General features: G+C 71.8%; 19 protein-coding genes and 1 tRNA gene. 7 read left to right on the forward strand and 13 right to left on the reverse strand.

Annotated elements, in window-relative coordinates; translation table 11 throughout:
- The first annotated feature begins 279 nt into the window (after positions 1-279).
- The 5 genes from ABZS71_RS26115 to gntA all read left to right on the forward strand — a co-directional run bounded on the left by ABZS71_RS26115 (position 280) and on the right by gntA (position 3,810).
- Entirely contained in the window at positions 280-1,158 is an 879-nt protein-coding gene (locus tag ABZS71_RS26115) for an alpha/beta hydrolase (RefSeq protein ID WP_355848073.1), read from the forward strand.
- Positions 1,159-1,276: 118 nt separating this feature from the next.
- A tRNA-Cys gene (locus tag ABZS71_RS26120) sits at positions 1,277-1,348 on the forward strand.
- A 426-nt stretch (positions 1,349-1,774) separates the two neighbouring features.
- On the forward strand, positions 1,775-2,542 hold the full coding sequence (locus ABZS71_RS26125) for a sulfite exporter TauE/SafE family protein (RefSeq protein WP_356214058.1): 768 nt from the start codon (positions 1,775-1,777) through the stop codon (positions 2,540-2,542).
- Between the two features lie 39 nt (positions 2,543-2,581).
- Positions 2,582-2,950: an ATP-binding protein gene (locus ABZS71_RS26130; RefSeq protein WP_356214018.1), complete on the forward strand. Its 369-nt coding sequence runs from the start codon at positions 2,582-2,584 to the stop codon at positions 2,948-2,950.
- 167 nt (positions 2,951-3,117) lie between these two features.
- Positions 3,118-3,810, forward strand: coding sequence for a guanitoxin biosynthesis heme-dependent pre-guanitoxin N-hydroxylase GntA (gene gntA / locus ABZS71_RS26135; RefSeq protein WP_355848067.1), 693 nt, complete (start codon positions 3,118-3,120; stop codon positions 3,808-3,810).
- Between the two features lie 230 nt (positions 3,811-4,040).
- Here the strand turns inward: gntA and ABZS71_RS26140 are convergent, their stop codons facing one another.
- The 10 genes from ABZS71_RS26140 to ABZS71_RS26185 form a co-directional block, all read right to left on the reverse strand.
- Positions 4,041-6,362: a molybdopterin cofactor-binding domain-containing protein gene (locus ABZS71_RS26140; RefSeq protein ID WP_356214020.1), complete on the reverse strand. Its 2,322-nt coding sequence runs from the start codon at positions 6,360-6,362 to the stop codon at positions 4,041-4,043.
- Complete coding sequence (locus tag ABZS71_RS26145; protein ID WP_356214022.1) at positions 6,359-8,437, reverse strand: 2Fe-2S iron-sulfur cluster-binding protein; 2,079 nt, start codon at positions 8,435-8,437, stop codon at positions 6,359-6,361. The genes ABZS71_RS26140 and ABZS71_RS26145 overlap by 4 nt, the downstream gene beginning before the upstream one ends.
- Positions 8,434-9,333 carry an FAD binding domain-containing protein gene (locus ABZS71_RS26150; protein ID WP_356214024.1) on the reverse strand — a complete coding sequence of 300 codons (900 nt, stop codon included), beginning with the start codon at positions 9,331-9,333 and terminating at the stop codon, positions 8,434-8,436. The genes ABZS71_RS26145 and ABZS71_RS26150 overlap by 4 nt, the downstream gene beginning before the upstream one ends.
- A 277-nt stretch (positions 9,334-9,610) precedes the next feature.
- Positions 9,611-11,275 (reverse strand): beta-N-acetylhexosaminidase, encoded by a 1,665-nt coding sequence (locus tag ABZS71_RS26155; RefSeq protein ID WP_356214026.1) that lies wholly within the window; start codon positions 11,273-11,275, stop codon positions 9,611-9,613.
- Between the two features lies 1 nt (position 11,276).
- Positions 11,277-12,146 (reverse strand): carbohydrate ABC transporter permease, encoded by an 870-nt coding sequence (locus ABZS71_RS26160; protein ID WP_356214028.1) that lies wholly within the window; start codon positions 12,144-12,146, stop codon positions 11,277-11,279.
- Complete coding sequence (locus ABZS71_RS26165) at positions 12,143-13,102, reverse strand: sugar ABC transporter permease (RefSeq protein WP_356214030.1); 960 nt, start codon at positions 13,100-13,102, stop codon at positions 12,143-12,145. The genes ABZS71_RS26160 and ABZS71_RS26165 overlap by 4 nt, the downstream gene beginning before the upstream one ends.
- Positions 13,099-14,427: an extracellular solute-binding protein gene (locus tag ABZS71_RS26170; RefSeq protein WP_356214032.1), complete on the reverse strand. Its 1,329-nt coding sequence runs from the start codon at positions 14,425-14,427 to the stop codon at positions 13,099-13,101. The genes ABZS71_RS26165 and ABZS71_RS26170 overlap by 4 nt, the downstream gene beginning before the upstream one ends.
- 133 nt (positions 14,428-14,560) lie before the next feature.
- Positions 14,561-14,971, reverse strand: coding sequence for a hypothetical protein (locus tag ABZS71_RS26175; protein WP_356214034.1), 411 nt, complete (start codon positions 14,969-14,971; stop codon positions 14,561-14,563).
- A gap of 136 nt (positions 14,972-15,107) precedes the next feature.
- A complete protein-coding gene (locus ABZS71_RS26180) occupies positions 15,108-15,404 on the reverse strand; it encodes a DUF3039 domain-containing protein (protein ID WP_355848040.1) in 297 nt (98 codons plus the stop codon).
- Positions 15,405-15,425: 21 nt separating this feature from the next.
- Positions 15,426-16,013, reverse strand: coding sequence for a YqgE/AlgH family protein (locus ABZS71_RS26185; protein ID WP_355848037.1), 588 nt, complete (start codon positions 16,011-16,013; stop codon positions 15,426-15,428).
- Between the two features lie 241 nt (positions 16,014-16,254).
- Between ABZS71_RS26185 and murA the strand changes: the two genes are divergently transcribed.
- A complete protein-coding gene (gene murA, locus ABZS71_RS26190) occupies positions 16,255-17,598 on the forward strand; it encodes a UDP-N-acetylglucosamine 1-carboxyvinyltransferase (RefSeq protein WP_355848034.1) in 1,344 nt (447 codons plus the stop codon).
- Between the two features lie 96 nt (positions 17,599-17,694).
- On the opposite strand, the gene ABZS71_RS26195 is transcribed toward murA, so the two are convergent.
- Complete coding sequence (locus ABZS71_RS26195; RefSeq protein WP_030835861.1) at positions 17,695-17,976, reverse strand: HU family DNA-binding protein; 282 nt, start codon at positions 17,974-17,976, stop codon at positions 17,695-17,697.
- A 255-nt stretch (positions 17,977-18,231) separates the two neighbouring features.
- Entirely contained in the window at positions 18,232-19,653 is a 1,422-nt protein-coding gene (locus ABZS71_RS26200; RefSeq protein WP_355848029.1) for an NAD-dependent malic enzyme, read from the reverse strand.
- A gap of 265 nt (positions 19,654-19,918) precedes the next feature.
- Between ABZS71_RS26200 and ABZS71_RS26205 the strand changes: the two genes are divergently transcribed.
- A complete protein-coding gene (locus ABZS71_RS26205; protein WP_355848026.1) occupies positions 19,919-20,128 on the forward strand; it encodes a cold-shock protein in 210 nt (69 codons plus the stop codon).
- A 195-nt stretch (positions 20,129-20,323) separates the two neighbouring features.
- On the opposite strand, the gene ABZS71_RS26210 is transcribed toward ABZS71_RS26205, so the two are convergent.
- Entirely contained in the window at positions 20,324-22,741 is a 2,418-nt protein-coding gene (locus ABZS71_RS26210) for a UvrD-helicase domain-containing protein (RefSeq protein WP_356214060.1), read from the reverse strand.
- Positions 22,742-22,790 lie beyond the last annotated feature (49 nt).

Consider the following 22,790-nt stretch of genomic DNA (forward strand, 5'->3'; position numbering starts at 1 on the left):
GCGCCCCTTGCCCCCACCCCCCGATGCGGCTGACGGCCAAGCCCGCGATCCACCAGGTCGGCCGGTCGGCGACGTCGGCGACGGCCCCAGCCGCTGGACGGCGGCCGACTCCTCGCCACGCGCCCTCCGCCCGGCGGCACGAGGCCGAAGCGGCGCGGAAACCATAAGCGCGATTTGGGGTGCCGGAACCGCACCCCTCGCATCGCTTTTGAGTCACCCGCCACACCCGATGCACGACGTCACACGGTCAGAGTCGGAATCCTGGGGCAAGCTGACTGCATGCCGCACTACACCTCGTACGACGGGACCGAGCTCGCCTACCGAGTGCTGGAGGCCCGCGACGGCTCCGCACGGCCGCCGCTGATCGCTCTGGCCGGCGGCCCCGGGCGGAACGCCGCGTACCTGGGCGACCTCGGCGGGCTCGACGCCCACCACACCCTCATCATCCCCGACAGCCGCGGCACCGGGGACTCCCCGCCGGCCGCCGACCCGAGCGGCTACGCGTTCCCCGGGCTCGCCGAGGACGTAGAGGCCCTCCGCCGCCATCTGGGCCTCCAGCGCTTCACGCTGCTCGCCCATGACGCGGCGGCGGCGACGGCCCAGGCGTACGCGGCCGCCCACCCCGAGCGGCTCAGCCAGCTGATCCTGGTCGCTCCGGGCGCGCGGCTCCAGGGGGAACTGCCCGAGGACGCCCGGGAGATCTTCGAGTCCCGCGCCGATGAGCCCTGGTGGGAGGAGGCGTATGTCGCGGTGCAGCTGCTGCCGGACACCACCGATCTCGCCGAGGTGCGCCGACTGCTGCTCCAGGCCGCGCCCATGGCGTACGGCCGCTGGGAGGAGCCCCAGCGCGCCCATGCGTTGAGCGAGGGCGAGCAGCTGGGCCCGGTGCCCCGGGCGGGCTTCTGGCAGGGCGTCGACGAGGCGGGCCGCCGCGCGGTGCTGGCGCGGCTGCGCGAGGTGCCGTGCCCGGTGCTGGTGGTGACGGGCGACCGGGACGCGGTGACCGGGCTGCGGGCCGGGGAGGCCGTCGCGGAGTCCTTCCCGGACGGGCGCGTACAGCCGCTGCACGGGGTGGGCCACTATCCGTGGGTCGATGAACCGGACCTCTTCCGGCCGGTGATCGAGGACTTCCTGGCCCACCGCCCCAACCGGCCGTGAGCGCACGGCCCTGAATACGGCCGACCATGAACGCGGTGTGTCAGTCATATGGCAGCCCCCGCCGCGCCATTGATGCCGCACCACCCCCGTCCTATCGTCTAAGCACACGCACGACATTGGCCGTGTGCCCGAGTGGTTGAGGGACTCGCCTGCAAAGCGAGTTACGCCGGTTCGATTCCGGTCACGGCCTCCGTAGGTGGCACGCGCTATCCGGGCGGGCGGCCATAAGGCCACCCGCCCGCTCTCGCTTTTGTCATCCGGTCTTCACGTCGCAGCGGGCGGGGAGGGGTGCGGGTGGCCGCGCCGTCGCCGACTGCCGGGCCGGCGCCGGTCCGGGTACCTCCCAGAAAACGCTTGATGAGACAGTTGCGTCAGATCAAGCGTTTTTCGGGAGGGGGTGCCCAGGCCCGGCATCGCCCCCCCACCGGCCCGGCGGACGGCGACGCGGCCCGCGCCCCGCGCCCTGGCCGCCCGATGCTCCATCTTTGCGCGCGAAGCGCGCGAGACGATGCCCACGCCCGACGGCCGGCCTCAGCCGGATACTTCGCTGCGCGCCGAACCGTTCCTGATCTACCGTCGGCCGCATGAGCACCGGATCCGCAAGGGAAGAGACAGCGTGACGCCATGGGACATGCTCGCCGTCTTCGCGGCGGGCACCGGCGCCGGCGCCATCAACACCGTCGTCGGCTCCGGGACGCTGATCACCTTTCCCGTTCTGCTCGCCACCGGCCTGCCGCCCGTCACCGCCACGGTCTCCAACGCGCTCGGCCTGATCCCCGGCTCCATCAGCGGAGCCATCGGCTACCGCAAGGAGCTCAGCGGCCAGGCCCGACGCATCCTGAAGCTGAGCGTCGGCGCCCTGCTCGGCGGCCTCACGGGTGCCACACTGCTGCTGGCCCTGCCCAGCACGGCATTCGAGACGATCGTGCCGGTCCTGGTGGGCCTCGCCCTCGTCCTGGTCGTGCTCCAGCCGCGGATCAGCGGAGTGGTGCGGTGCCGCCGCGAATCTGCCGGCCACGCCGCCCACCGCGACGGTGGTCCGCCGCTGGCCATCGGGCTGATGCTCGCCAGTGTCTACGGCGGCTACTTCGCCGCCGCCCAAGGCATCATCTACCTGTCCCTGATGGGCATGGTGCTCGATGAGCCCCTGCAACGCCTCAACGCCACCAAGAACGTCCTCGTCGCCGTCGTCAACGCCGTCGCCGCGCTCTTCTTCCTCTTCGTCGCGGACTTCGACTGGACGGCCGTCGCCCTGATCGCGCTCGGTTCCGCCCTCGGCGGCCAGATAGGAGCCGCGCTGGGCCGCCGCTTCAGCCCCATGGTCCTGCGGACCCTCATCGTGGCGGTCGGCACGGTCGCCATCGTCCAGCTGGTGCTCCACTGACCCCGGCGCCGAGGTGACCGCCCAGTTTCCCACTACACCGTGCTGCTCTCCGCCACCCGCAAGGGCGCCCGCCTCGCACGACTCCTCGCGACCGAACGCATCCGCTCCTGGGGGCTGCCGCACGAGACGGCGGCGCTGGTCATCGCCGAGCCGGCCACGAACGCCGCACTGCACGGACGCGTACCGGGCCGGAACTTCCGCCTCACGCTCAGCGTCACCAACGACAGGCTCCGCATCGAGGTGAGGGACCCCCGCGTGGAGCGGCTGCCGACCGTCCGTCCGCGAACCGAGGGTGACGACCCAGGCGAGTCGGGGCACGGACTGATGCTCGTCGAGGGGTTGGCCGACCGCTGGGGCGTCGCGCCCCAGCTGATCGGCAAAACCGTGTGGGCCGAGCCGGCGCTCTGACCGCGCCCTGTCGAATTTCGTCGATCGGTCGTGGGCCGTCACAATTCAGCCAGGCGTCCTTCCACGTTCTCCTGCTCGGGATACGCAGGTGCGGGGTGGGCGCTTTCGGATGGATGAAGGAGATGAGCTCCCAGCGAGGAGGCACGTAGTTGGAAGGAAGGCTGGCCATGACAGTGGACGCGCGTGACGAGGTCGAGAAGTTCATCCTGGGCGACCGGTTCGCCTGCCTGGCGGGTCGCTCCGCCTGGCGCCGGGGCGGCATCACCTATCGGCACTATGACCTGATGGGGAGCGAGGACTCCGCCGGGCTGATGGCACTCGATCTCGCCGAGTTCGTGGCATCGGCGGACTGGAGCGCCCGGACGTTCACCAGCTTCATCGCGACCTTCGAGCAACCTCGCGGGGTGGATGAGCTGCGGTTCGAGGAGCTGCTCTGGCAACAGTTGCAGCTGCTCCACGAGCAGGACGCGCGGTCCTATCACTGGGCCGAGGGCTACTCGTCGGATCCCCGGTCCAGGGAGTTCGCGTTCAGCGTGGCCGGCCATCCCTTCTTCGTGATCGGCCTGCATGAGACCCACCGCCGTTGGGGCCGTCGGCCTCCCTTCCCGATGCTCGCCTTCAATTCCCACCGGCAGTTCGACAGCATCAAGGGCGCCGGAATGTGGGACCGGCTGGCTGAAAAGATACGCAAGCAGGACATCCAGCTCCAGGGTGACATCAACCCGAACCTGCTCGAGTACGAGGAGCTCTCGGAGGCCCGCCGCTACTCCGGCCGCCCCAAGCCCGACGACTGGCAGTGCCCCTTCGCCGCCCGCGAAGCCGACCGGGAGCCCGCCCTGACGGGACCCTCTCCCGTCTAGGGCTCCCGTTCACCGCTCGCCAGGCCCGGCGGCGCCAGTACGGGCCGCTCGGCGCCGTATACATGGCAGGCATCAAGCCTTCCGGTACCTGGGGGTGTATCCGGCGCTGCTTCGAGCGATCGGACGCGCGTGGCGGGCGAGTCCCAGCGAACGGAGCCCGGGCTGACCGGATCCGGCGCAGCCCCACCTCTGGCCGCACCGGGCCTCCGTCCGGCGCCGGTCCGGGGGGCCTACGCCCGGTTGACGACCGCCGCCTGGGGGCGGATCGGCAGACGGTTGACCGGGCGGCCCGTCGCCGCCCGGACGGCCGCCGCCACCGCCGCCGGGGAGGTGACGACCGGGATCGCGCTGGCCGCCTTGGCGCCGAAGGGGGCGACCACATCACGTTCCTCGACGAGCTTGACGATGCGGATGTCGGGGACGTCCAGAGCGGTCGGCAGGGCGTAGCCGGTCAGGTTGGGGTGGCGGACCACGCCGCGGGAGGTGCGCAGGTTCTCGGTGAGGGCCGCGCCGATGCCCTGGGTGACGCCCGCTTCGATACGGGTGCGCAGCTGCCGGGGGTTGAGCACCCGGCCGACGTCCTGGGCCACCGTCATGTCGACGACCCGTACGGCGCCGATCTCGATGTCGACGTCCACGACGGCGCGCACGGCGCAGTAGGCGAGTCCGACGAAGGCGTCGCCCTGGCCGGTCTCGTCCAGCGGTTCGGTGGGGTGCGGGCGGCACTGGGCGGTGGCCCAGAGCTCCTTGCCCTCCAGGGCCTCCTCGACCGTCGTACTGAGCACGCCGTCGTAGGAGGTGATCTTGCCGTCGGCGATGGTCAGCAGCTCGGTCGACATGCCGAACGTATGGGCCAGCGGCTGCAAGAGCTGCGTGCGGACCATCTTCGCGGCGCGCTCGACCGCCCCGCCCGACACCCAGGTGTGGCGGCCGCGCGAGGCGGGCCCGGCGGGGGGCTGGTCGGTGTCGACCGGGGCGACATGGACCTCCTCGATGCCGAGGACGTCCTGGACGATCTGGCGGGCCAGGGTGGTGAAGCCCTGGCCGGTCTCCACGGCCGCGCAGATGACGGTGGCGACCGGGCCGGTGACCTTGACGGTGGCGGTGGAGACCTCGTCGGTCCCCTCGGCGCCGAGCATATGGACCATGCCGAGCGCGTAGCCGACCCCGCGCCGCACCGCGGCCGGGTCGCCCGCGCCCTCGGTGCCGCCCGGCAGCAGCCAATCCTCCTCGGGGTCGTCCGTGGGGAGGGCGGGCAGCGGTGCGTCCCGGACGGCGCGCAGCAGTTCGTGGACCGGGGCCGGGCAGGTGACGGTCTGTCCCGTGGGCAGCAGATCGCCGGTCGTCATGGCGTTGCGCAGCCGGATCTCGACGGGGTCGATGCCGAGCTTGGCCGCCAGCTTGTCCATCTGGCCCTCGTAGGCGGCGCACACCTGCATCGAGCCCTCGCCGCGGACATGGCCGGAGGGCGGGTTGTTGGTGCGGACGGCCCAGCCCTCGATGAAGGCGTGCGGGACGACGTACGGGCCGCAGGCGAAGGAGACGGCGGCGGCGAGCGTGTCGGCGGAGGAGTCGGCGTACGCGCCGGCGTCCAGCAGGATCTGCGCCTCGACCTTCACCAGCGTGCCCTGGGCGTCCGCGTGGTGGCGGTAGCGCAGCAGGGTGGGGTGGCGGTGGGCGTGGCCGAGGAAGGACTCCTCGCGGGTCGCGGCGAGCTTGACGGGGTGGCCGGTGCGCAGCGCGAGCAGGCCGAGCGGCAGCTGCATGCCCGGGTCCTCGCGCTCGCCCATGGCGCCCGGCACACCGGTGACGACGACCTTGACCCGCTCCGGCTCCAGGCCGAAGCAGGCGGCGGCCAGGTCCCGGTCGGCGTGCGGGTCGGTGGAGGCCGTATAGATCTCCACACCGCCGTCGGGGCGCGGTACGGCGAGCCCCGCCTCGGCGCCGATGGGCGCGGGGTCCTGGCGGCCGATGCGGTACAGGCCCTCCACGACGACGTCGCCGACCACGTCCGGGTCGCCGAAGCTCAGCGGGATGTGGCGGACGAGGTTGCCGTCGGGGTGCAGCGGTTCCGCGGCGAACGCCTGCTCGGGGTCGGTGACCGGCTCCAGCACCTCGTACTCGACGGCGATGGCGGCAGCGGCCAGCCGGGCCGTGTCGGGGTGGTCGGCGGCGACGGCGGCGATCGGCTCGCCGTGGTGGCGGACCAGGTCCTTGGCGAAGACGGGGCGGTCCGCGACCCGGCGGCCGTGGGCGGCGTCGCCGGGGACGTCCTCATGGGTGACCACGGCCCGTACGCCCGGCATTCCGACCGCCGGGCTCGTATCGATGGAGACGATACGGGCGTGCGGATGCGGCGACCGCAGTACGGCGGCCCACAGCAGCCCCTCGGCCCACAGGTCGGCCGCGTACGGGAAGGTGCCCGAGGCCTTGGCCGCCGCGTCGGTGGGCGCCAGCGAGACGCCGAGCCCCATCTGCTGCGGGGGTGGTACGGGGGTGCCGGCGGCGGGGGTGGCGGTGACGGCGCCGGCGCCGTCCGCGATTCCGGTCATGCCGATGCCCTTCCACTGCCGCTTCCGTTGACGCTCCCGTGGCCGGTGGTGCCGTGGGCCCCGTACGGGCCGGCCTGGTGTGGAATACGGGCCGGGTCCTGGTGGTCCCCGGACTCCTCCCCGGCCGCCTGACGGCCTTCGACGACCTCGCGGACGGCGTCGAGGATCCCGCGGTAGCCGGAGCAGCGGCACAGATTGCCGCAGATCGCCTGGCGGGTCTCCTGGGCGGTCGGGGCGTGGTTGCCCTCCAGCAGATCGTGCACGGTCATCGCGAGTCCGGGCACGCAGAAACCGCACTGCACCGCGCCGCATTCGGCGAGCGCGCGCTGGACGTCGGAGGGCTGTCCGTCGACGGCGAGGCCCTCGACGGTACGGACCTCACAGCCCGCGGCGGTGGCGGCGGGCACCAGGCAGGAGGCGACGAGCCGTCCGTCGACCTGGACGGAGCAGGCGCCGCACTCGCCCTGCGAGCAGCCGTCCTTGGCCCCGGCGAGGCCGAGGCGCTCCCGCAGGACGTACAGCAGCGACTCGCCGATCCACACGTCGGTGACGGGGCGGTCGGCGCCGTTGACGCGCAGCACGTAGGAGGCGAGCGGGTGCTCGCTGTGGCTCTCGCCCGCCGAAGCGGGGGCGCTCGCCGCACCGGCTTCGGCGGGAGCGGGGCCGGGAAGGGGCTCAGCGGGGGCGTCAGCGTCCTCGGGTGCCTCCGCCGAGGCGTCGACGGGTGCGGACGCCTCAGGGGCCTCAGCGGCCCCCGAGAACTCCTCCCCGGCCGCGGCCCGTTCATGGTCGGCGGACGGCTCGGGGGTCTCGTCCGGCACGTCGTCGTCCTCGGCGGCGGGCGCGTCGGTGTGGCCCGCGCCGTCGTCGGGGCCGGTGTGCGGGGCGTGCCCAGCATCGCCGGGAAACTCGCCGTGCCAGCCCGCCTCTTGCGGCAGACCGGGGGCCGGGCTGCCGTGCGGCGGGGTGTGGAGGCCCGTGTGCTGACCGTCCACCGGGAACTCGCCCGAGTCCCCGCCGGCCGGGCCGTGCCAGCCCGGATCGTCGGTGGCGGGCGGCTGCGCGCCGCGCCCGGGGCTGCCGTGCGGGGGGGTGTGCAGGCCTGTGTGCTGACCCTCCACCGGGTACTCGCCGGAGTGCCCCGGCCCGGGCCGGCCCGGATCCCCGCCCGGGGCCGGTGCGTCGCCGTCGGGCATCCGCAGCCGACGGCGGGCGGGGGCCGGTGCGGAGGCGGCCCGCGGCGCGGCCGGGCCCGGGTGGCCCTCGACCGCGTACTCGCCGGAGTCCTCCACGCCCTCGTCGGCGGCCGGAATCGACCACTGGCCGGTGTGGCCCGGCTGGCCGGTGTGGCCCGGCTGCTCCTGCCGCCGCGGCTGCGTGTCGGCGAAGGGCATGCGCAACTGGGCGGTCGTCTGCGGGTCCTGCCGGTCGTCGGCGGGTCCGGCCGGGCCGCCGTACGGAGGGGCCGCGGGGCCGGGGTGGTCGTCGACCCGGTACTCAGCGGTCTCGTCCACGCCCTCGTCGCCCGCGACCGGGATGGTCCACTGGCTGGTGTACACGGGCGCGCCGCCGTTGTCGGACGACGCGGGCAACGGCCAGTCGTCGACCGGCTGCTCGGCGGCCTGAGCCGGCCAGTGGCCGGTGTGGGGCGGATGGCCGGCGTGCGCCTGGCCCTCGGCGGGCGCCGGCCACTGTCCGGCGCCGTGCGGATCCTGGTGGCCCCCGTAGCCGTAGCCGCCGGAGCCGCCGGAGCCGCCCGCGGGCATGCTCCACTGCCCGGTCGTGGCCGGGTCATGGGGCGCCGGCTGCCAGTGGCCGCCCTGGGACGGCGCCCCGGGCGTGTCGTGCGCCTCGGCCGTCCCGTGCGCGCCGGTCATCGGCGGCGGGGTGTAGCCCGTGCCGGGCGCCGCGAGCGGGTCCCAGCGGCCGGACGGATCGGCCGGGTCCAGGTATGACGCGAAGTCGGGCGGCAGCTGGACGAAGGCCGTCGACTCCGCGTCGTACTCCGGGCCGTGCGGCATCGGCTGCCACCCGCTCCCCGGCTCCGGCCGGTGCGGCTGCTGTTCTTCACTCACGCGAGTGCCCTCCCCAGTGCTCGGCGGGCCAGGGCTGCCACCGTACGCCTCAGATGGATCGCGGCGGGCGGCAGGGGGAGCGGCTCGGTGCCGTCCTCGCCAGGTGGCGGATCGGGGATGCACGCGGCGGCGACGTACTCGCCGAAGGCGGTGGTGACCTGCGGATCCAGATGGCCGCGGTCGCCGTCCCAGTCGATGAGCGAGGCGACCCAGCGCTCGGCCTCCAGGGGCCGCAGCGGCATCGGCGCGACCGCGCCGACCGCGCACCGCACCCCGCGCCGCGCCGGGTCGAGGACGAGGGCGACGGACGCGGTGGCCCGGCCGGGGCCGGTGCGCCCGGTGGCCTTGAGGAAGGTCTGCGGGGCGTGCAGCAGCGGAACCCGGATGAACCCGACGAGTTCCCCCGGGCGCAGCATCTCGACCCCGGCGAGCAGATGGCTGACCGGGATCTCACGGCGCGAGCCCTCGGGCCCGGCGATGACGAGCGTCGCCTCCAGCGCGGCGAGCACGGGCAGCGCGTCGCCGGTGGGGGCGGCGCTGACGATGTTGCCGCCGAGGGTGCCGGCGTTGCGGATCTGCGGCGGTCCGGCGGCCCGCGCGGCCAAGGCCAGGGCCGGGATCAGCGCGGCGAAGTCGGGGCGGCCCATCCGGGCGTGGGTGAGCCCGGCGCCGAGCAGGGCGTGTCCGTCGAGATACCGCCAGCCGCGGATCTCGCTGATCCGGCCGAGGCCGACGAGCGCGGCGGGCCGCAGCAGGCCGGAGTTGACCGCGGCCATCAGATCGGTGCCGCCCGCGACGGGCACGGCGGCAGGCATGGCGGCCAGTGCCGCCACGGCCTCATCGAGCGAGCCCGGCAACGTCACCGTGTGCGCCGCCTGCGGTGCGTGCGTGGTCAACCCAGCTGCCCCTTCCCCGGTGTCCCGGCTGTTGCGCCGTACGGTACGTGCTGACAGCCCGGACGTGGCAACTCTGGCACATCTTCCCAGCCCGCCGTCGCGAGGGTCCGGGATCCATGGATCCATCCCTGACCTGGGGGATGGTACGGATTTCTGGCGACGTCTCCGTCGGGAGTGGATTGCCACGTTTCAGGGACCCTTGTACGAACTTGGGCTTGCGCCGGAGCGAACACGGTCCCAGGGGCGCGCGGCCCGGGTGCGTACCTTGCGGGGCGGCTCACACGATCGGGGGCGGCCCCTCGATCGGACGTCCGAGGATGCCGGGGCGGCGTTGCCAGGGGCGCGGACCGGCGGGAGGCCGGTAGCTCACGCCCAGCGCGTCCAGGCGCGCGTAATGTGCTTCCATACGCCCGTTGAATTCCGCGAAGTCCCGTGTCGACGGCGGCGGAAGCGGGGACCAGACGGCCTCGGCGAAGGCGGCGAGACGGGGGAAGGTCTGGTAGTCGACGCGCCGGCGGTCCTCCATCACCTCGGTCCAGACATTGGCCTGGGCGCCCAGCACCCGCTCGGCCTCGGCGTCGGTGAACTCCGGGGGAACCGGCTCGAAACGGTAGACATCCTCCAGGGTGCGGACATAGCCGATGGGGACCGGTTCGTCCGCTCCCGGGTCCTGCCGGTGGTCGAAGTAGACCTGCTGTTCGGGGCACATGACGACGTCGTGGCCGGCCCGCGCGGCGGCGGTGCCCCCCGCGTAGCCGCGCCAGGAGGCGACGGCGGAGCCGGGCGCGAGGCCGCCGGCTGGTCGACTGGAGCCGCCCTCGAGGATCTCGTCCCAGCCGATCAGCCGGCGGCCGCGGTCGCCGAGCCAGCGGCCGAAGTGACGGATGAACCAGCTCTGCAGCTCGTCCTCGTCCGCGAGCCCCAGTGCGCGGATGCGCTCCTGGGCGGCCGGGGACGCCTTCCACTGCTCCTTGGGGCACTCGTCGCCGCCGATGTGGACGAAGGTGCCGGGGAACAGCTCCAGGACTTCCTCCAGCACGTTCTCGAAGAACCGGAGCGTGGTGTCAGTGGGGGAGAGTACGTTCGGATTGATGCCCCAGGTGGTCCAGACCCCGAGGGAGGCGGTGTCGATGACGTCCGTATTGCCCAGCTCCGGGTACGCGGCGATGGCGGCCTGCGCGTGTCCGGGGATGTCGATCTCCGGGACGACGGTGATATGCCGCTCGGCGGCGTACGCGACGATCTCGCGGATGTCGTCCTGGGTGTAGTAGCCGCCGTGCGGCCGCTCGTCCCACAGCGGGGAGGCCCGGTGGCCGAGCTTGGTGCGCTCGCGCCAGCCGCCGGTCTCGGTGAGCCTGGGGTAGCGGCGGATCTCGATGCGCCAGCCCTGGTCGTCGGTGAGATGCAGATGCAGCACATTGAGCTTGTGCGCGGCGAGCAGGTCGAGGTACGCGAACACGCCGTCCTTGGGCATGAAGTGGCGCGCCACGTCCAGCATGAGGCCCCGCCAGGCGAAGCGGGGGCCGTCTTCGACGGCAAGGGCGGGGAGGCTCCAGCTGGTGTCCGCGCCCCTTACCGGCGCGCGGCGGAAGGCGTCAGGACCGAGCAGCTGACGGAGCGTCTGCGCACCCCACAGGACGCCTGCGGCCGTACCGCCCACGATCTCGACGCGGTGGTCGGCGACGGTGAGCCGATAGCCCTCGGGCTCCAAGGCGCCGTCGATCCGGAGGGTGATGGTGTCCCGGTCACCGACTTCGCCGTCCGGCAGGGGCAGGCCGAGTCCCTGGCCGAGGGTGGCGCGCAACAGGCGCGCCACACCCTCCGTGCCGGGGCCGGCGGCCAGTGCGGTGTGCTGCGCGTCGATCGGCACGCCCGCGTCGTCCGGCCGGAGTTTCTCGACGCGGCGCGGGGCGGGGATCAGGCCCACGGCGGTATCTGTCACGTCAGTCCTTCACCGCGCCGCCGAGACCGGAGACCAGTCGGCGCTGTACGAGTACGAAGAAGACCAGGACGGGGACGGTCATGACGGTGGACGCGGCCATGATGCCTCCCCAGTCGTTGCCCTCGTCCTTGAAGAAGACGAGCAGCGCCATCGGGAGCGTGGAGTTCTCGGTCGCGCTGATGATGAAGGACTTGGCGAAGAGGAAGTCGTTCCAGGCGGAGATGAAGGAGAAGACGCTCGTCGCGACAAGTCCGGGGAAGACGAGGGGGAAGAGGATCTGCCACAGGAAGCGGGAGCGGCTCGCCCCGTCGAGGTAGGCGGCCTCCTCCAGCGCCTCCGGCACGGCCTTGACGAAGCCGCGCAGCATCCAGATCGCGAACGGCAGCGAGAAGGCGATATGCGGCAGGATCAGCGAGCCCAGGGTGTTCAGGCCGATCCCCGGCACCGACTCGCCGAGATCCCGCATCAGGAAGAACATCGGGATGGTCAGCGCCTCGATCGGCACCATCTGGGCGACCAGGAACATGATGAGCAGGGTGGTGCGGAAGCGGAACCGGAAGCGGGTGACCGCGGTCGCCGCGAGAAAGGCGATCAGCGCGGACGCGACGACGACCACCCCGGCCACGAACAGACTGTTGAGGAAGTAGCGCCCGAAGTCCTGCTGTTCGAAGACGCGGCGGAAGGAGTCGAGCGAGGGCGACAGCGTCCATGGCCGGGGCTCGGTGGACTGGATCTCCCCCTCCGGTTTGAAGGCGGAGAGCACCATCCAGTAGAGCGGGAAGGCGACGATCGCCGCGACGACCAGGGCGATGATCTCGGCGGCCAGCCGCCAGGGGCGGCGGACCCGCGGCGAGACGCGCGAGTGGCTCACCGTTCTTCTCCCTGACGCCGCAGCAGCCGCAGATAGACGAGGGTGACGGCCAGCAGGATCACCAGCATCACCACGCCGATCGCCGAGCCCAGGCTGTACTGCGAGGACGCGAACGCCTTCTGGTACGCGTACACGTTGAGCGTGAGGTTCTGGCCCGCGATACCGCCGCCGTTCGTCATCACGTAGATCTGGGTGAAGACCTTGAAGTCCCAGATGATCGACTGGATGGTCACCACGACCAGGATCGGTCGCAGCATGGGCGCCATGACGGCGCGCCAGATCCGCCAGTTCGAGGCCCCGTCGAGGGCCGCGGCCTCCAGCACCTCCGCCGGGATGGCCTTGATACCCGCGTAGACGGTGACCATGACGAACGGGAACGAGCACCAGACCACTTCGCACAGCACCAGGGCGAAGGCGCTGTAGCGGTCGTACGTCCACGAGTAGTCCTGGAAGCCGGAGAGCCCGCACCACACCAGGACCTTGTTGACGGGCCCGAAGTCGGGGTCGAAGAGAAAGACCCACACGGTCGAGCCGGTGATCGCGGGAGTGGCCCAGGCGGCGAGCGCGGCGAGCATCAGCACGAACCGCGGGATCGCCCGTATGCGCGTCAGCAGCACCGCGAGCGCGCAGCCGACCGCCAGGGTCGATACGACGCAGACGGCGGCGAAGACGAGCGTGGCCACGGCGACATCCCAGAACTGGCTGTCGCCGAACAGCTCGGCGTAGTTGGCGAACCCCTGGAAGGTGGTCGGCTCGCCGCCGCTGACCTGCGCCTGGGTGTACTCCAGGAAGGAGATCAGACCGAGCTGGTAGATGGGGTAGACGAGCAGCCCGCCCAGGACGACGAGCGCCGGGGCGAGATAGAGCCAGGGAGCCGCGGCCCCCCGCCCGGCCCCCCGCCCGGCCCCGGTCCTGGCCGGGACCGGCCCGGTGTGCTTTGTGGTGCCCGGACTCACGGTTTGAATGCCTCGTCCATCTTCTTCGCGGCGTCCTTGGTCGCGTCGGCCACGCTCTTACGGCCGCTCACGATCTCCTGGAACATGGTGGGCAGGACGAGCTGGGAGTCGATGGATGTCCAGCCGGGCGAGGCGGGCACGAACTTGGCGCTGTCCGACAGCGTCTTGACGAAGGGCTTGACGAACGGCTCCTTCTGCGCGACCTCCCCGCGCACATCGGTGAAGGTGGGCAGGAAGCCCATGGTGTCGAAGAGTCTGCGCTGGGTCTTCTTGCCGGCGAGGGTCTTCAGCAGATCCACGGCGAGCGTGCGGTGGCCGCTGCTCTTGAGCACACCGAGGTTGTTCCCGCCCGCGAAGGCCGGGGCGACCTCGCCCTTCTTCACGCCCGGCAGCGGTACGACCGCGTACTTGCCCTTGGCCTTGCCGGCCTCGATCGCCTGGTGGTTGAAGTCGCCGCCGATCGCCATGGCCGCCTTGCCGGAGGCGAACGCCTCGACGGTGTCGTTGCCGCCCCACTGGGCGCACTTGGCGGCCGGGCAGTTGTCGTTGCCGAAGAGCGAGGTGTATGCCTTGACGCCCTTCTGGGCGTCGGCGCTGTCGATGGCCGCCTCGTACTGGTTGGAGCCGAACTTGCCCTTCTCCGTGGCGAGATCGCCGCCGTTGGCCCAGATGAAGGGCATCGCGCCGTAGGTGTACGCGCCGCCGACCGCGAGCCCGTACAGATCCGGGCGCTCCCTACGGATCTTCTTCGCGGTCGCGATCAGCTCGTCCTGGGTGGTGGGCGGCCGGAGGCCGAGGTCCTTGAAGACGTCCGTGCGGTAGTACAGCGCCCGGACGCCGACGAAGAGCGGCGCGCCGTAGACCTTGCCGCCGACGGTCACGGAGTACTCGGCGGTGGGGTCGGTGTTCGTGGCCTCGTCCCAGGCCCCGAACTCCTTGCTGATGTCGGCGAGCCCGCCGTCCTTGACGTAGCCGGCCGTGTCGGTGTTGCCGTACTCGATGACGTCCGGCGCGCTCTTGGGGTCGTTGAAGGCCGCCTTGATCTTCTGCGCGCGGGTGTCGACCGGGATGTAGATGACCTTGACGTGCGCTCCGTCGTGCTCCTTCTCGAAGCCTGCGACCGCCTCGTCGATCACCTTCTTCTTGGGCGCGTTGTTGACCTCCTGGAAGAGCCAGACGCGCAGCGTGCCCTTCTTGTCGTCCCCCTTGGCGCCGTTGTCGGAGGTGGAGGGGGCGCAGGCGGTGGCGGTGAGACCGGCCAGGACGAGCGCCACCGCGGGGGCGGCGGCGCGACGGGAGAGCACAGAGAGCTTTAACGGCTTCATGGAGACCCTTAGCAACAGGACGTTGCAGCATACGCAACGCGCGTTTCACTCAGCACAACATGCGTGAGGCTAGGGAACCTTGAGCATCCGGCACAAGAGGTCTCAACCACTCCGTGACAGAAGGACGTTCATTCTACGGCCGGGTCAACTCCTCGCCAGGGTAGGAAGGTTCCTCGTACGGAACCGTCTCCACCCGCGCGCCCGCCACACGCAGGCGCTCCACCACCTGGCCCCAGTCCGGCCAGGTCTTCCGGATCCGTCCGAGAATGCGGGCGCTCGCGACCAGGACGACCTCACAGCCGGGGTCGTCAGCCCACTCCAGAAGCCTGGGCAGGGTCGGCTGCGCCACCGAGATCACACAGCTGCCCGCGGGCTGATAGCCCCGCTCGCCGGCCAGCCGGCCGCACTGCTCCAACTGGGCGTCCCAGTCCTTCTCGAACTGGCAGTATGTACTGGCGCCGTCCGCGTCGGGCTCGTCGACCTCCCGCGCCCCGAACACCAGACAGACCGCCCGCGCCGCCCCGTTCTCCGCACGCCCGCTCATGGGGCCGACCCTACTGGCACGCACCGCCCGGCGACACGGGTTCACGGGCACAGCACACCCGGCCCGCGTCCCCTGGCGGGATCGCGGGCCGGGCGTGACCGTCTACGCGAGGCTCCGGCGGCGGCCGGCGCGGAGGCTACTTCTGGCCGTCGCCGCCCTTGCCGTCCTTGCCCTTGTCGCCACCGGCGCCCATGCCCTCGAAGATCTCCTTGCACATCGGGCAGACCGGGTACTTCTTCGGGTCGCGACCCGGGACCCAGACCTTGCCGCAGAGTGCGACGACGGGAGATCCGGAGAGGGCGCTCTCCATGATCTTGTCTTTCTGTACATAGTGGGCATAGCGCTCGTGGTCGCCGTCACCGTGCGACACCTGAGGTGTCGGCTCAACGAGGGTCCCCGTGCCTGCCCCGCGCTCGGGCTCAAGAGTGCTCATACAGCCCTAGGGTACTCACGTCTAGTTGAGCGACGGGTCGTCCGGATACGTGGCGACCATCGCGAGCTCACTGCGCTGGCGCCGCAGCACCGCGCGCCACAGCCGCTCCGGGGCGGGCGAGGAGACATCCCCCGGCTCGGACTCCACCACGTACCACGCGCCCTCGGACAGCTCGTCCTCCAGCTGGCCGGGCCCCCACCCCGCGTACCCGGCGAAGATCCGCAAGCTGCCCACGGCCGCCGCCAGCAGCTCCGGCGGCGCCTCCAGATCGACCAGCCCGATCGCTCCGTGCACTCTGCGCCACCCGAGTGGTCCGTCCTCGGTCCGGGTCGGGGCCCGGCCCGACTCACCCGGAACCACGGCCACGCCCAGCGCCGAGTCCAGCGACACCGGACCGCCCTGGAAGACCACCCCCGGCTCCCCGGCCAGCGCGGCCCAGGACTCCAGGATGTCGCCGACCCCCACCGGGGTCGGGCGGTTGAGCACCACGCCGAGCGAGCCCTCCTCGTCATGGTCGAGGAGCAGCACCACCGCGCGGTCAAAGTTCGGGTCAGCAAGCGCCGGTGTCGCGACAAGCAGCCGTCCTGTGAGCGAGGACACCTCGGTCATGGGCACATGATCCCGCATATCCGGTCCGGACGGGGAGTGGAAGACGAGTCCTGGATGAGAGCAGGTCGGGGGCGTACGACAGCAGGAGCGGCGCACGTGACTGTCGGCTTTCTGCCGGAAACGGAACGTGTTGTGAGGGATTTCTGACCTTACGGCGGGTGCAGGAGCTTTATGGCGGCGGTCTCGAAGGCTATTACTCTTACCTTTTGGCCCCCTGCCCGTCTCAGGAACGCGAGACCAGATGACCCGCTCGAACGATGTCCTGCTCGTCCATGGCGGCACCCCGCTCGAGGGCGAGATCCGTGTCCGCGGCGCGAAGAACCTCGTGCCGAAGGCCATGGTCGCCGCCCTGCTCGGCAGTGGTCCAAGCCGGCTGCGCAATGTCCCCGACATCCGCGACGTGCGGGTGGTGCGCGGGCTGCTGCAGCTGCACGGCGTGACGGTGCGCCCCGGCGAGGAGCCCGGTGAGCTGGTACTGGACCCCACACACGTGGAGAGCGCCAACGTCGCCGACATCGACGCGCACGCCGGGTCCTCGCGGATCCCGATCCTCTTCTGCGGTCCGCTGCTGCACCGCCTCGGCCACGCCTTCATCCCGGGCCTCGGCGGCTGTGACATCGGCGGCCGGCCGATCGACTTCCACTTCGATGTGCTGCGCCAGTTCGGCGCGACGATCGAGAAGCGGGCGGACGGGCAGTACCTGGAGGCTCCCCACCGGCTGCGGGGCACGAAGATCCGGCTGCCGTACCCGTCGGTGGGCTCCACCGAGCAGGTGCTGCTGACGGCGGTGCTCGCCGAGGGTGTGACGGAACTCTCCAACGCGGCGGTCGAGCCGGAGATCGAAGACCTCATCTGCGTCCTGCAGAAGATGGGCGCCATCATCACGATGGACACCGACCGCACGATCCGGATCACCGGTGTCGACAAGCTCGGCGGCTACAACCACCGCGCCCTCCCCGACCGCCTGGAGGCCGCCTCCTGGGCGAGCGCGGCGCTCGCCACCGAGGGCAGCATCTATGTACGCGGCGCCCGCCAGCGCGAGATGATGACCTTCCTCAACACCTTCCGCAGGGTCGGCGGCGCCTTCGACATCGGCGACGAGGGCATACGGTTCTGGCACCCGGGCGGCAAGCTCGACGCGATCGCCCTGGAGACCGACGTCCACCCCGGTTTCCAGACCGACTGGCAGCAGCCGCTGGTCGTGGCGCTGACCCAGGCGTCGGGGCTGTCCATCGTCCACGAGACGGTCTACGAGTCCCGGCTGGGCTTCACCTCCGCGCTGAACCAGATGGGCGCGCACATCCAGCTCTACCGCGAATGCCTGGGCGGCTCCGCCTGCCGCTTCGGCCAGCGCAACTTCCTCCACTCGGCCGTCGTCTCAGGCCCCACCCGGCTCCAGGGCGCCGATCTGGTCATCCCCGACCTCCGCGGCGGCTTCTCCTACCTGATCGCCGCCCTCGCGGCCCAGGGCACCTCCCGGGTCCACGGCATCGACCTGATCAACCGCGGCTACGAGAACTTCATGGCGAAGCTCGTGGAGCTGGGCGCCAAGGTAGAGCTCCCGAACGGCGACCTCGCCGTCTGAAGCCCCCCGCGGCGCCGCCGAGCGGCTCCAGGGGGCGTAGGAACGCCAAAAGGGGTGGCCACCCGGTCCGGGTGGCCACCCCTCGCGTTTGGGGTCTTACTTGCCCTTCGCGGCTTCCTTGAGCTTGGAGCCCGCGGAGACCTTCACGCTGTAGCCGGCCGGGATCTCGATCGGCTCACCGGTCTGCGGGTTGCGCGCGGTGCGAGCGGCACGGTGGGTGCGCTCGAAGGTCAGGAAGCCGGGGATGGTGACCTTCTCGTCGCCCTTTGCGACGACCTCGCCGACCACCTCTGCGAGGGCGGCCAGAACGGCGTCGGCGTCCTTGCGGGTCACCTCGGCGCGCTCCGACAGAGCGGCCACCAGCTCACTGCGGTTCATGTTGTACTCCCGTGTTCATCTTGCCAATGAGGCGTGAGATCGAAGCCGATGCTGCCAGGGCCCTCGGACAGTCCCCGGACCCGGGTCTGCTGTTCAGACCCTCGCGCCCGGAACGCATCCTGCCCCCACCTGTGGCGGGAAAGCCAATCCGGAACCCTGGAGAGTCACACGAAAAGCGCCGTGGCGGTCGTTTTTCTGCCCGCCACCCTATGGCTGCCCCGTGGACCCCACGGGCCGCGACGCGCCGTGCCCGGATCAGACCGCAGTGGTCCCGGTCACAGGCTTCGCGGCCTCGCGGACGGCTCCCGCGACCGCGCCCGCGACCTTGTCGTTGAAGACGCTCGGAATGATGTAGTTGGCATTCAGTTCGTCGTCATGAACGACGTCCGCGAGGGCGCCGGCAGCGGCCAGCATCATCTCGGTGTTCACCGTACGCGACTGGGCGTCCAGCAGCCCACGGAAGACACCCGGGAAGACCAGTACGTTGTTGATCTGGTTCGGGAAGTCGGAACGGCCGGTGGCGACCACCCCGGCGGTCTGGCGGGCGATCGCCGGGTCCACCTCCGGGTCGGGGTTGGCCAGTGCGAAGACGATCGCGTCGTCCGCCATGGCGGCAACGTCGTCGCCGGAGAGCACGTTCGGGGCCGAGACGCCGATGAAGACGTCCGCGCCCCGCACCGCCTCGCGCAGGGTGCCCGTGACGCCCTCGGGGTTGGTGTTGTCGGCGATCCAGCGCAGCGGGGACTCCGGGTCGGCGGAGACCAGGTCCTCGCGCCCGGCGTGCACCACGCCGTGGATGTCGGCGACGACCGCGTGCCGGACGCCCGCGGCGATGAGCAGCCGCAGAATGGCGGTGCCGGCCGCGCCCGCGCCGGACATGACCACCCGCACATCACCGATCTTCTTGTTGACCACGCGCAACGCGTTGGTCAGGGCGGCGAGCACGACGATCGCGGTGCCGTGCTGGTCGTCGTGGAAGACCGGGATGTCGAGGGCCTCGCGCAGCCGCGCCTCGATCTCGAAGCAGCGCGGGGCGGAGATGTCCTCCAGGTTGATTCCGGCGAAGCCGGGGGCGATCGCCTTCACGATCGCGACGATCGCGTCGGAATCCTGGGTGTCCAGGCAGATCGGCCAGGCGTCGATGCCCGCGAACCGCTTGAAGAGGGCCGCCTTGCCCTCCATGACCGGCAGGGCGGCCTTGGGGCCGATGTTGCCGAGCCCGAGGACCGCGGAGCCGTCGGTGACGACCGCCACGCTGTTGCGCTTGATGGTCAGCCGGCGGGCGTCCTCGGGGTTCTCCGCGATGGCCTGGCAGACCCGGGCGACGCCGGGGGTGTAGACCATGGAGAGGTCGTCACGGTTGCGGATGGGGTGCTTCGACGACATCTCGATCTTGCCGCCGAGGTGCATCAGGAACGTACGGTCGGAGACCTTGCCGAGCGAGACACCGTCGATGCCCCGCAGCTTCTCGACAATCTCTTGGGCGTGCGCGGTGGAGCTCGCGGCGATGGTGACGTCGATACGGAGCTTCTCGTGGCCGGAAGCGGTCACATCGAGGCCCGTGACGGAGCCGCCGGAGGACTCCACGGCCGTGGTCAGCTGGCTGACCGCGGTACCGCTCGCGGGCACCTCCAGCCGGACCGTCATCGAGTACGAGACGCTGGGCGCCGTTGCCATGGCCGACTTCCTCTGCTTTTCCTTGTTCCTGATGTCCGGGCCGCGGGATTGCCGGGGCCACGTCCTCAGATGGTTACACCTACCTTTCGGTACGAGGTAACCCGGCCCCACTTTCGGACATATTGTTCTGACATACGAGGGTGGGGTCAGCCGAGTGGAAAGCCCCACTCCTTCGCGGGAACGCCGGGCGAGGCGGGCCGCCCGCCGTCCGCGCCGCCTTAGGCTCTGGCGCGCACAGCGTCGATGATCAACGAGGAGCGCGGGCATGGCTCAGGGCACCGTCAAATGGTTCAACTCCGAGAAGGGCTACGGATTCATCGCCCAGGAGGGCGGCGGGCCGGACGTCTTCGTCCACTACAGCTCGATCGACGGTAACGGCTACCGCAGCCTGGCGGACGACCAGCGGGTGGAGTTCCAGATCGTGCAGGGCCGCAAGGGGCCGCAAGCGGAAGAGGTCCGCGTCCTCAGCAGCTGAACAGCTGGAACGCGGACCTCTTCGCCAGAAGGAAAGGGTGGCACCGACCCGCCATGCTCGCCTCGCGGCAAGTGGTCGCTCGAAGCGACGAAGGTTGGGCCCGGGGGCTTGGATCGAGCCGGTGCCACAGCAAGGCTAACAAACCATCCCGGGAAGCGATTCCCTCCCCGGGGGTTGATTCCGGCAGGGATTTTCTCAGTCCCTCAGCAGGTCCGGAACGCCCTCCGCGTCCGGCGCGTCGCGCTCGCCCGACACCACCGTCAGCCGCTGGGTGGCGCGCGTGAGCGCCACATAGAGGACCCGCAGCCCCGCGGGGGACTCATCGGCGATCTCGGCGGGCGAGACCACGACCGTGGCGTCGTACTCGAGCCCCTTGGCCTCCAGGCTGCCCAGCGCCACCACCCGGTCGCTGAGGTCCGCCAGCCAGCGCCGGGCCTGCTCACGCCGCTTCATGGCGACGACGACGCCGACGGTGCCGTCGACCTCGTCCAGCAGCCGCATCGCCTCCCGGCGCGCGACCGCCCCGAGATCGCCGTCCGCCCCCGGTGCGAACCGTGGCTCCACACCCGTTGAGCGGACCGCCTCGGGCGCCGGGGCGCCAGGCATCGCGAGCGCGAGCACCTTGGTGGCCAGCTCGGCGATCTCCGCCGGGTTGCGGTAGTTCACGGTGAGGGTGAAGCGGCGACGCGGACGGGTGCCGAGCGCCTCGGCACGGGCCGCGGCCGCCTCGTCCGGGTCGGACCAGGAGCTCTGGGCCGGATCGCCGACGACCGTCCAGGTCGCGTGGCGGCCGCGGCGGCCGATCATCCGCCACTGCATGGGGGTCAGGTCCTGCGCCTCGTCGACGATGACGTGCGCGAAGTCGGTGCGCTCCTGCTCGGCCCGCTCGGCACGGGTACGGCGGGACGCGCGGTCGACGTAGGTGGTCAGCTCTTCCAGGCCGGTCAGCTGGTCCAGCGGATCGACCTCACGGGGCACGGCGGGCCGGGCGGGGGCGCCCAGGATGGTGCTGAGCTCGTCCAGCAGCGCCACGTCGTGGACCGACAGCGGGCCTGTGCCGTCGGCCCCCAGCCGGGTGAGCGAACGGGCCACCAGGCGCGCCTCGCGCGGCTGGAGCACCCGCCGTGACCAGCGCGCGAGCCACCTCTCGTCGGCCATCGCGGCGAGGACGGAGCGCGGGGTGAGCTCGGGCCACCAGGCGTCGAGGAACTCCTGGAACGCGTCCTCGGAGGAGATGTCCTCGTAGAAGGCCTCCCGCGCCTCGGCGGCCAGCTCGGGGTCCGTGTAGCGCTTGGGTGCGCCGGACCGCTTCCACAGCGCGTCCAGCAGCAGCCGTCGGGCGCGCGGGCGCAGCAGATTGACGGGCGCGGTGCCACCCAGCGCGGTCTGGCGGATGCGGCGCAGCTCGTCGGCCTCCAGCTCGACGCGGGCACCGAAGGCGACCACGCGCAGCCGCTCGGGCGGACCGGCGGGTCTCTCCCCGGGGCCCGCCCCGGGTCTGCCGCCGGTGTGTGCGGCCGCGTCGAAGGTGTCGTCCAGCGACAGCTGACGGTCGTCGTCCGCCGCACGCGTCGGCGCTGCGCCCGCGGTCGGCCGCCCGGCGGGGGCGGCGGCCGCGCGCGAGAGCTCAAGGGCGCCGCGGGCCGCCCTGCGCAGCACCTTCTGCATCCGCGCGGAGCCCTTGATCCGGGCCACGGCCGGATCGTCGTACGCGGTGGCCTCGGCGCCGTCGACCAGCGAGCCGACCGCGCGGATCGCGACCTGCCCCTCCTCGCCCAGCGAGGGCAGCACGCCCTCGGTGTAGGCGACGAGCAGCGGGGTGGGGCTGACGACCAGGATGCCGCCCGCGTACCGCCGCCGGTTCTGGTAGAGCAGATACGCCGCGCGGTGCAGCGCGACCGCCGTCTTCCCGGTGCCGGGGCCGCCCTCGACCTCGGTGACGGAGGCGGCGGGGGCGCGGATCACCATGTCCTGCTCGGCCTGGATGGAGGCGACGATGTCGCGCATGGTGTGGCCGCGGGCCTGGCCGAGGGCGGCCATGAGCGCCCCGTCGCCGACCACGGGCAGCGCGCCGCCGTCGAGCGTCGCGGTCAGCTCGGGGCGCAGCAGATCGTCCTCGACGCCGAGCACCTTGCGGCCCTTGCTGCGGATCACGCGGCGGCGGACGACCCGGCCGGGGGCGACCGGGGTGGAGCGGTAGAAGGGTGCGGCGGCGGGGGCCCGCCAGTCGATCACCAGCGGGGCGTAGTCGGCGTCGAGCACGCCGATGCGGCCGATGTGCAGGGTTTCGGCGATCTCCGCGCGGTCGCCGTCGGGTTCGCCGCGGATGGCGTCGTCGGCGGGCTCGACGGAGGTGTACGCGCCGTCCGGGCCGCGTTCGCCGTCCTTGCCGTGGAGCAGGTCGATCCGGCCGAAGAGGAAGTCCTCGAACTCGTTGTTGAGCCGGTTGAGGTGCATCCCGGCCCGGAAGACCTGGGCGTCCCGCTCGGCGAGCGCGCCGGGCGTGCCGACCTGGCCGCGTTTGGCGGCGTCGTCCATGAGGAACTCCGCCTCGTGGATCTTCTCCTCGAGGCGGCGGTACACCCGGTCCAGATGCGCCTGCTCGATCCGGATCTCGCGGTCCCGGACCCCGTCTCCGCCGTCCCGCGGTGGCGCCGTCCGG

Origin of the sequence: Streptomyces sp. NPDC005393 (genome assembly GCF_040606675.1) — a bacterium.
Taxonomy (GTDB): domain Bacteria; phylum Actinomycetota; class Actinomycetes; order Streptomycetales; family Streptomycetaceae; genus Streptomyces.

Excerpts from the sequence above, each read along its gene's own strand:
- gntA (WP_355848067.1), top strand. The coding sequence starts at position 3,118 with ATGACAGTGGACGCGCGTGACGAGGTCGAGAAGTTCATCCTGGGCGAC.
- ABZS71_RS26180 (WP_355848040.1), bottom strand. The coding sequence starts at position 15,404 with ATGAGCACTCTTGAGCCCGAGCGCGGGGCAGGCACGGGGACCCTCGTT.
- ABZS71_RS26140 (WP_356214020.1), bottom strand. The coding sequence starts at position 6,362 with ATGACCGGAATCGCGGACGGCGCCGGCGCCGTCACCGCCACCCCCGCC.
- ABZS71_RS26175 (WP_356214034.1), bottom strand. The coding sequence starts at position 14,971 with ATGAGCGGGCGTGCGGAGAACGGGGCGGCGCGGGCGGTCTGTCTGGTG.
- ABZS71_RS26185 (WP_355848037.1), bottom strand. The coding sequence starts at position 16,013 with ATGACCGAGGTGTCCTCGCTCACAGGACGGCTGCTTGTCGCGACACCG.
- murA (WP_355848034.1), top strand. The coding sequence starts at position 16,255 with ATGACCCGCTCGAACGATGTCCTGCTCGTCCATGGCGGCACCCCGCTC.
- ABZS71_RS26115 (WP_355848073.1), top strand. The coding sequence starts at position 280 with ATGCCGCACTACACCTCGTACGACGGGACCGAGCTCGCCTACCGAGTG.
- ABZS71_RS26170 (WP_356214032.1), bottom strand. The coding sequence starts at position 14,427 with ATGAAGCCGTTAAAGCTCTCTGTGCTCTCCCGTCGCGCCGCCGCCCCC.
- ABZS71_RS26200 (WP_355848029.1), bottom strand. The coding sequence starts at position 19,653 with ATGGCAACGGCGCCCAGCGTCTCGTACTCGATGACGGTCCGGCTGGAG.
- ABZS71_RS26195 (WP_030835861.1), bottom strand. The coding sequence starts at position 17,976 with ATGAACCGCAGTGAGCTGGTGGCCGCTCTGTCGGAGCGCGCCGAGGTG.
- ABZS71_RS26205 (WP_355848026.1), top strand. The coding sequence starts at position 19,919 with ATGGCTCAGGGCACCGTCAAATGGTTCAACTCCGAGAAGGGCTACGGA.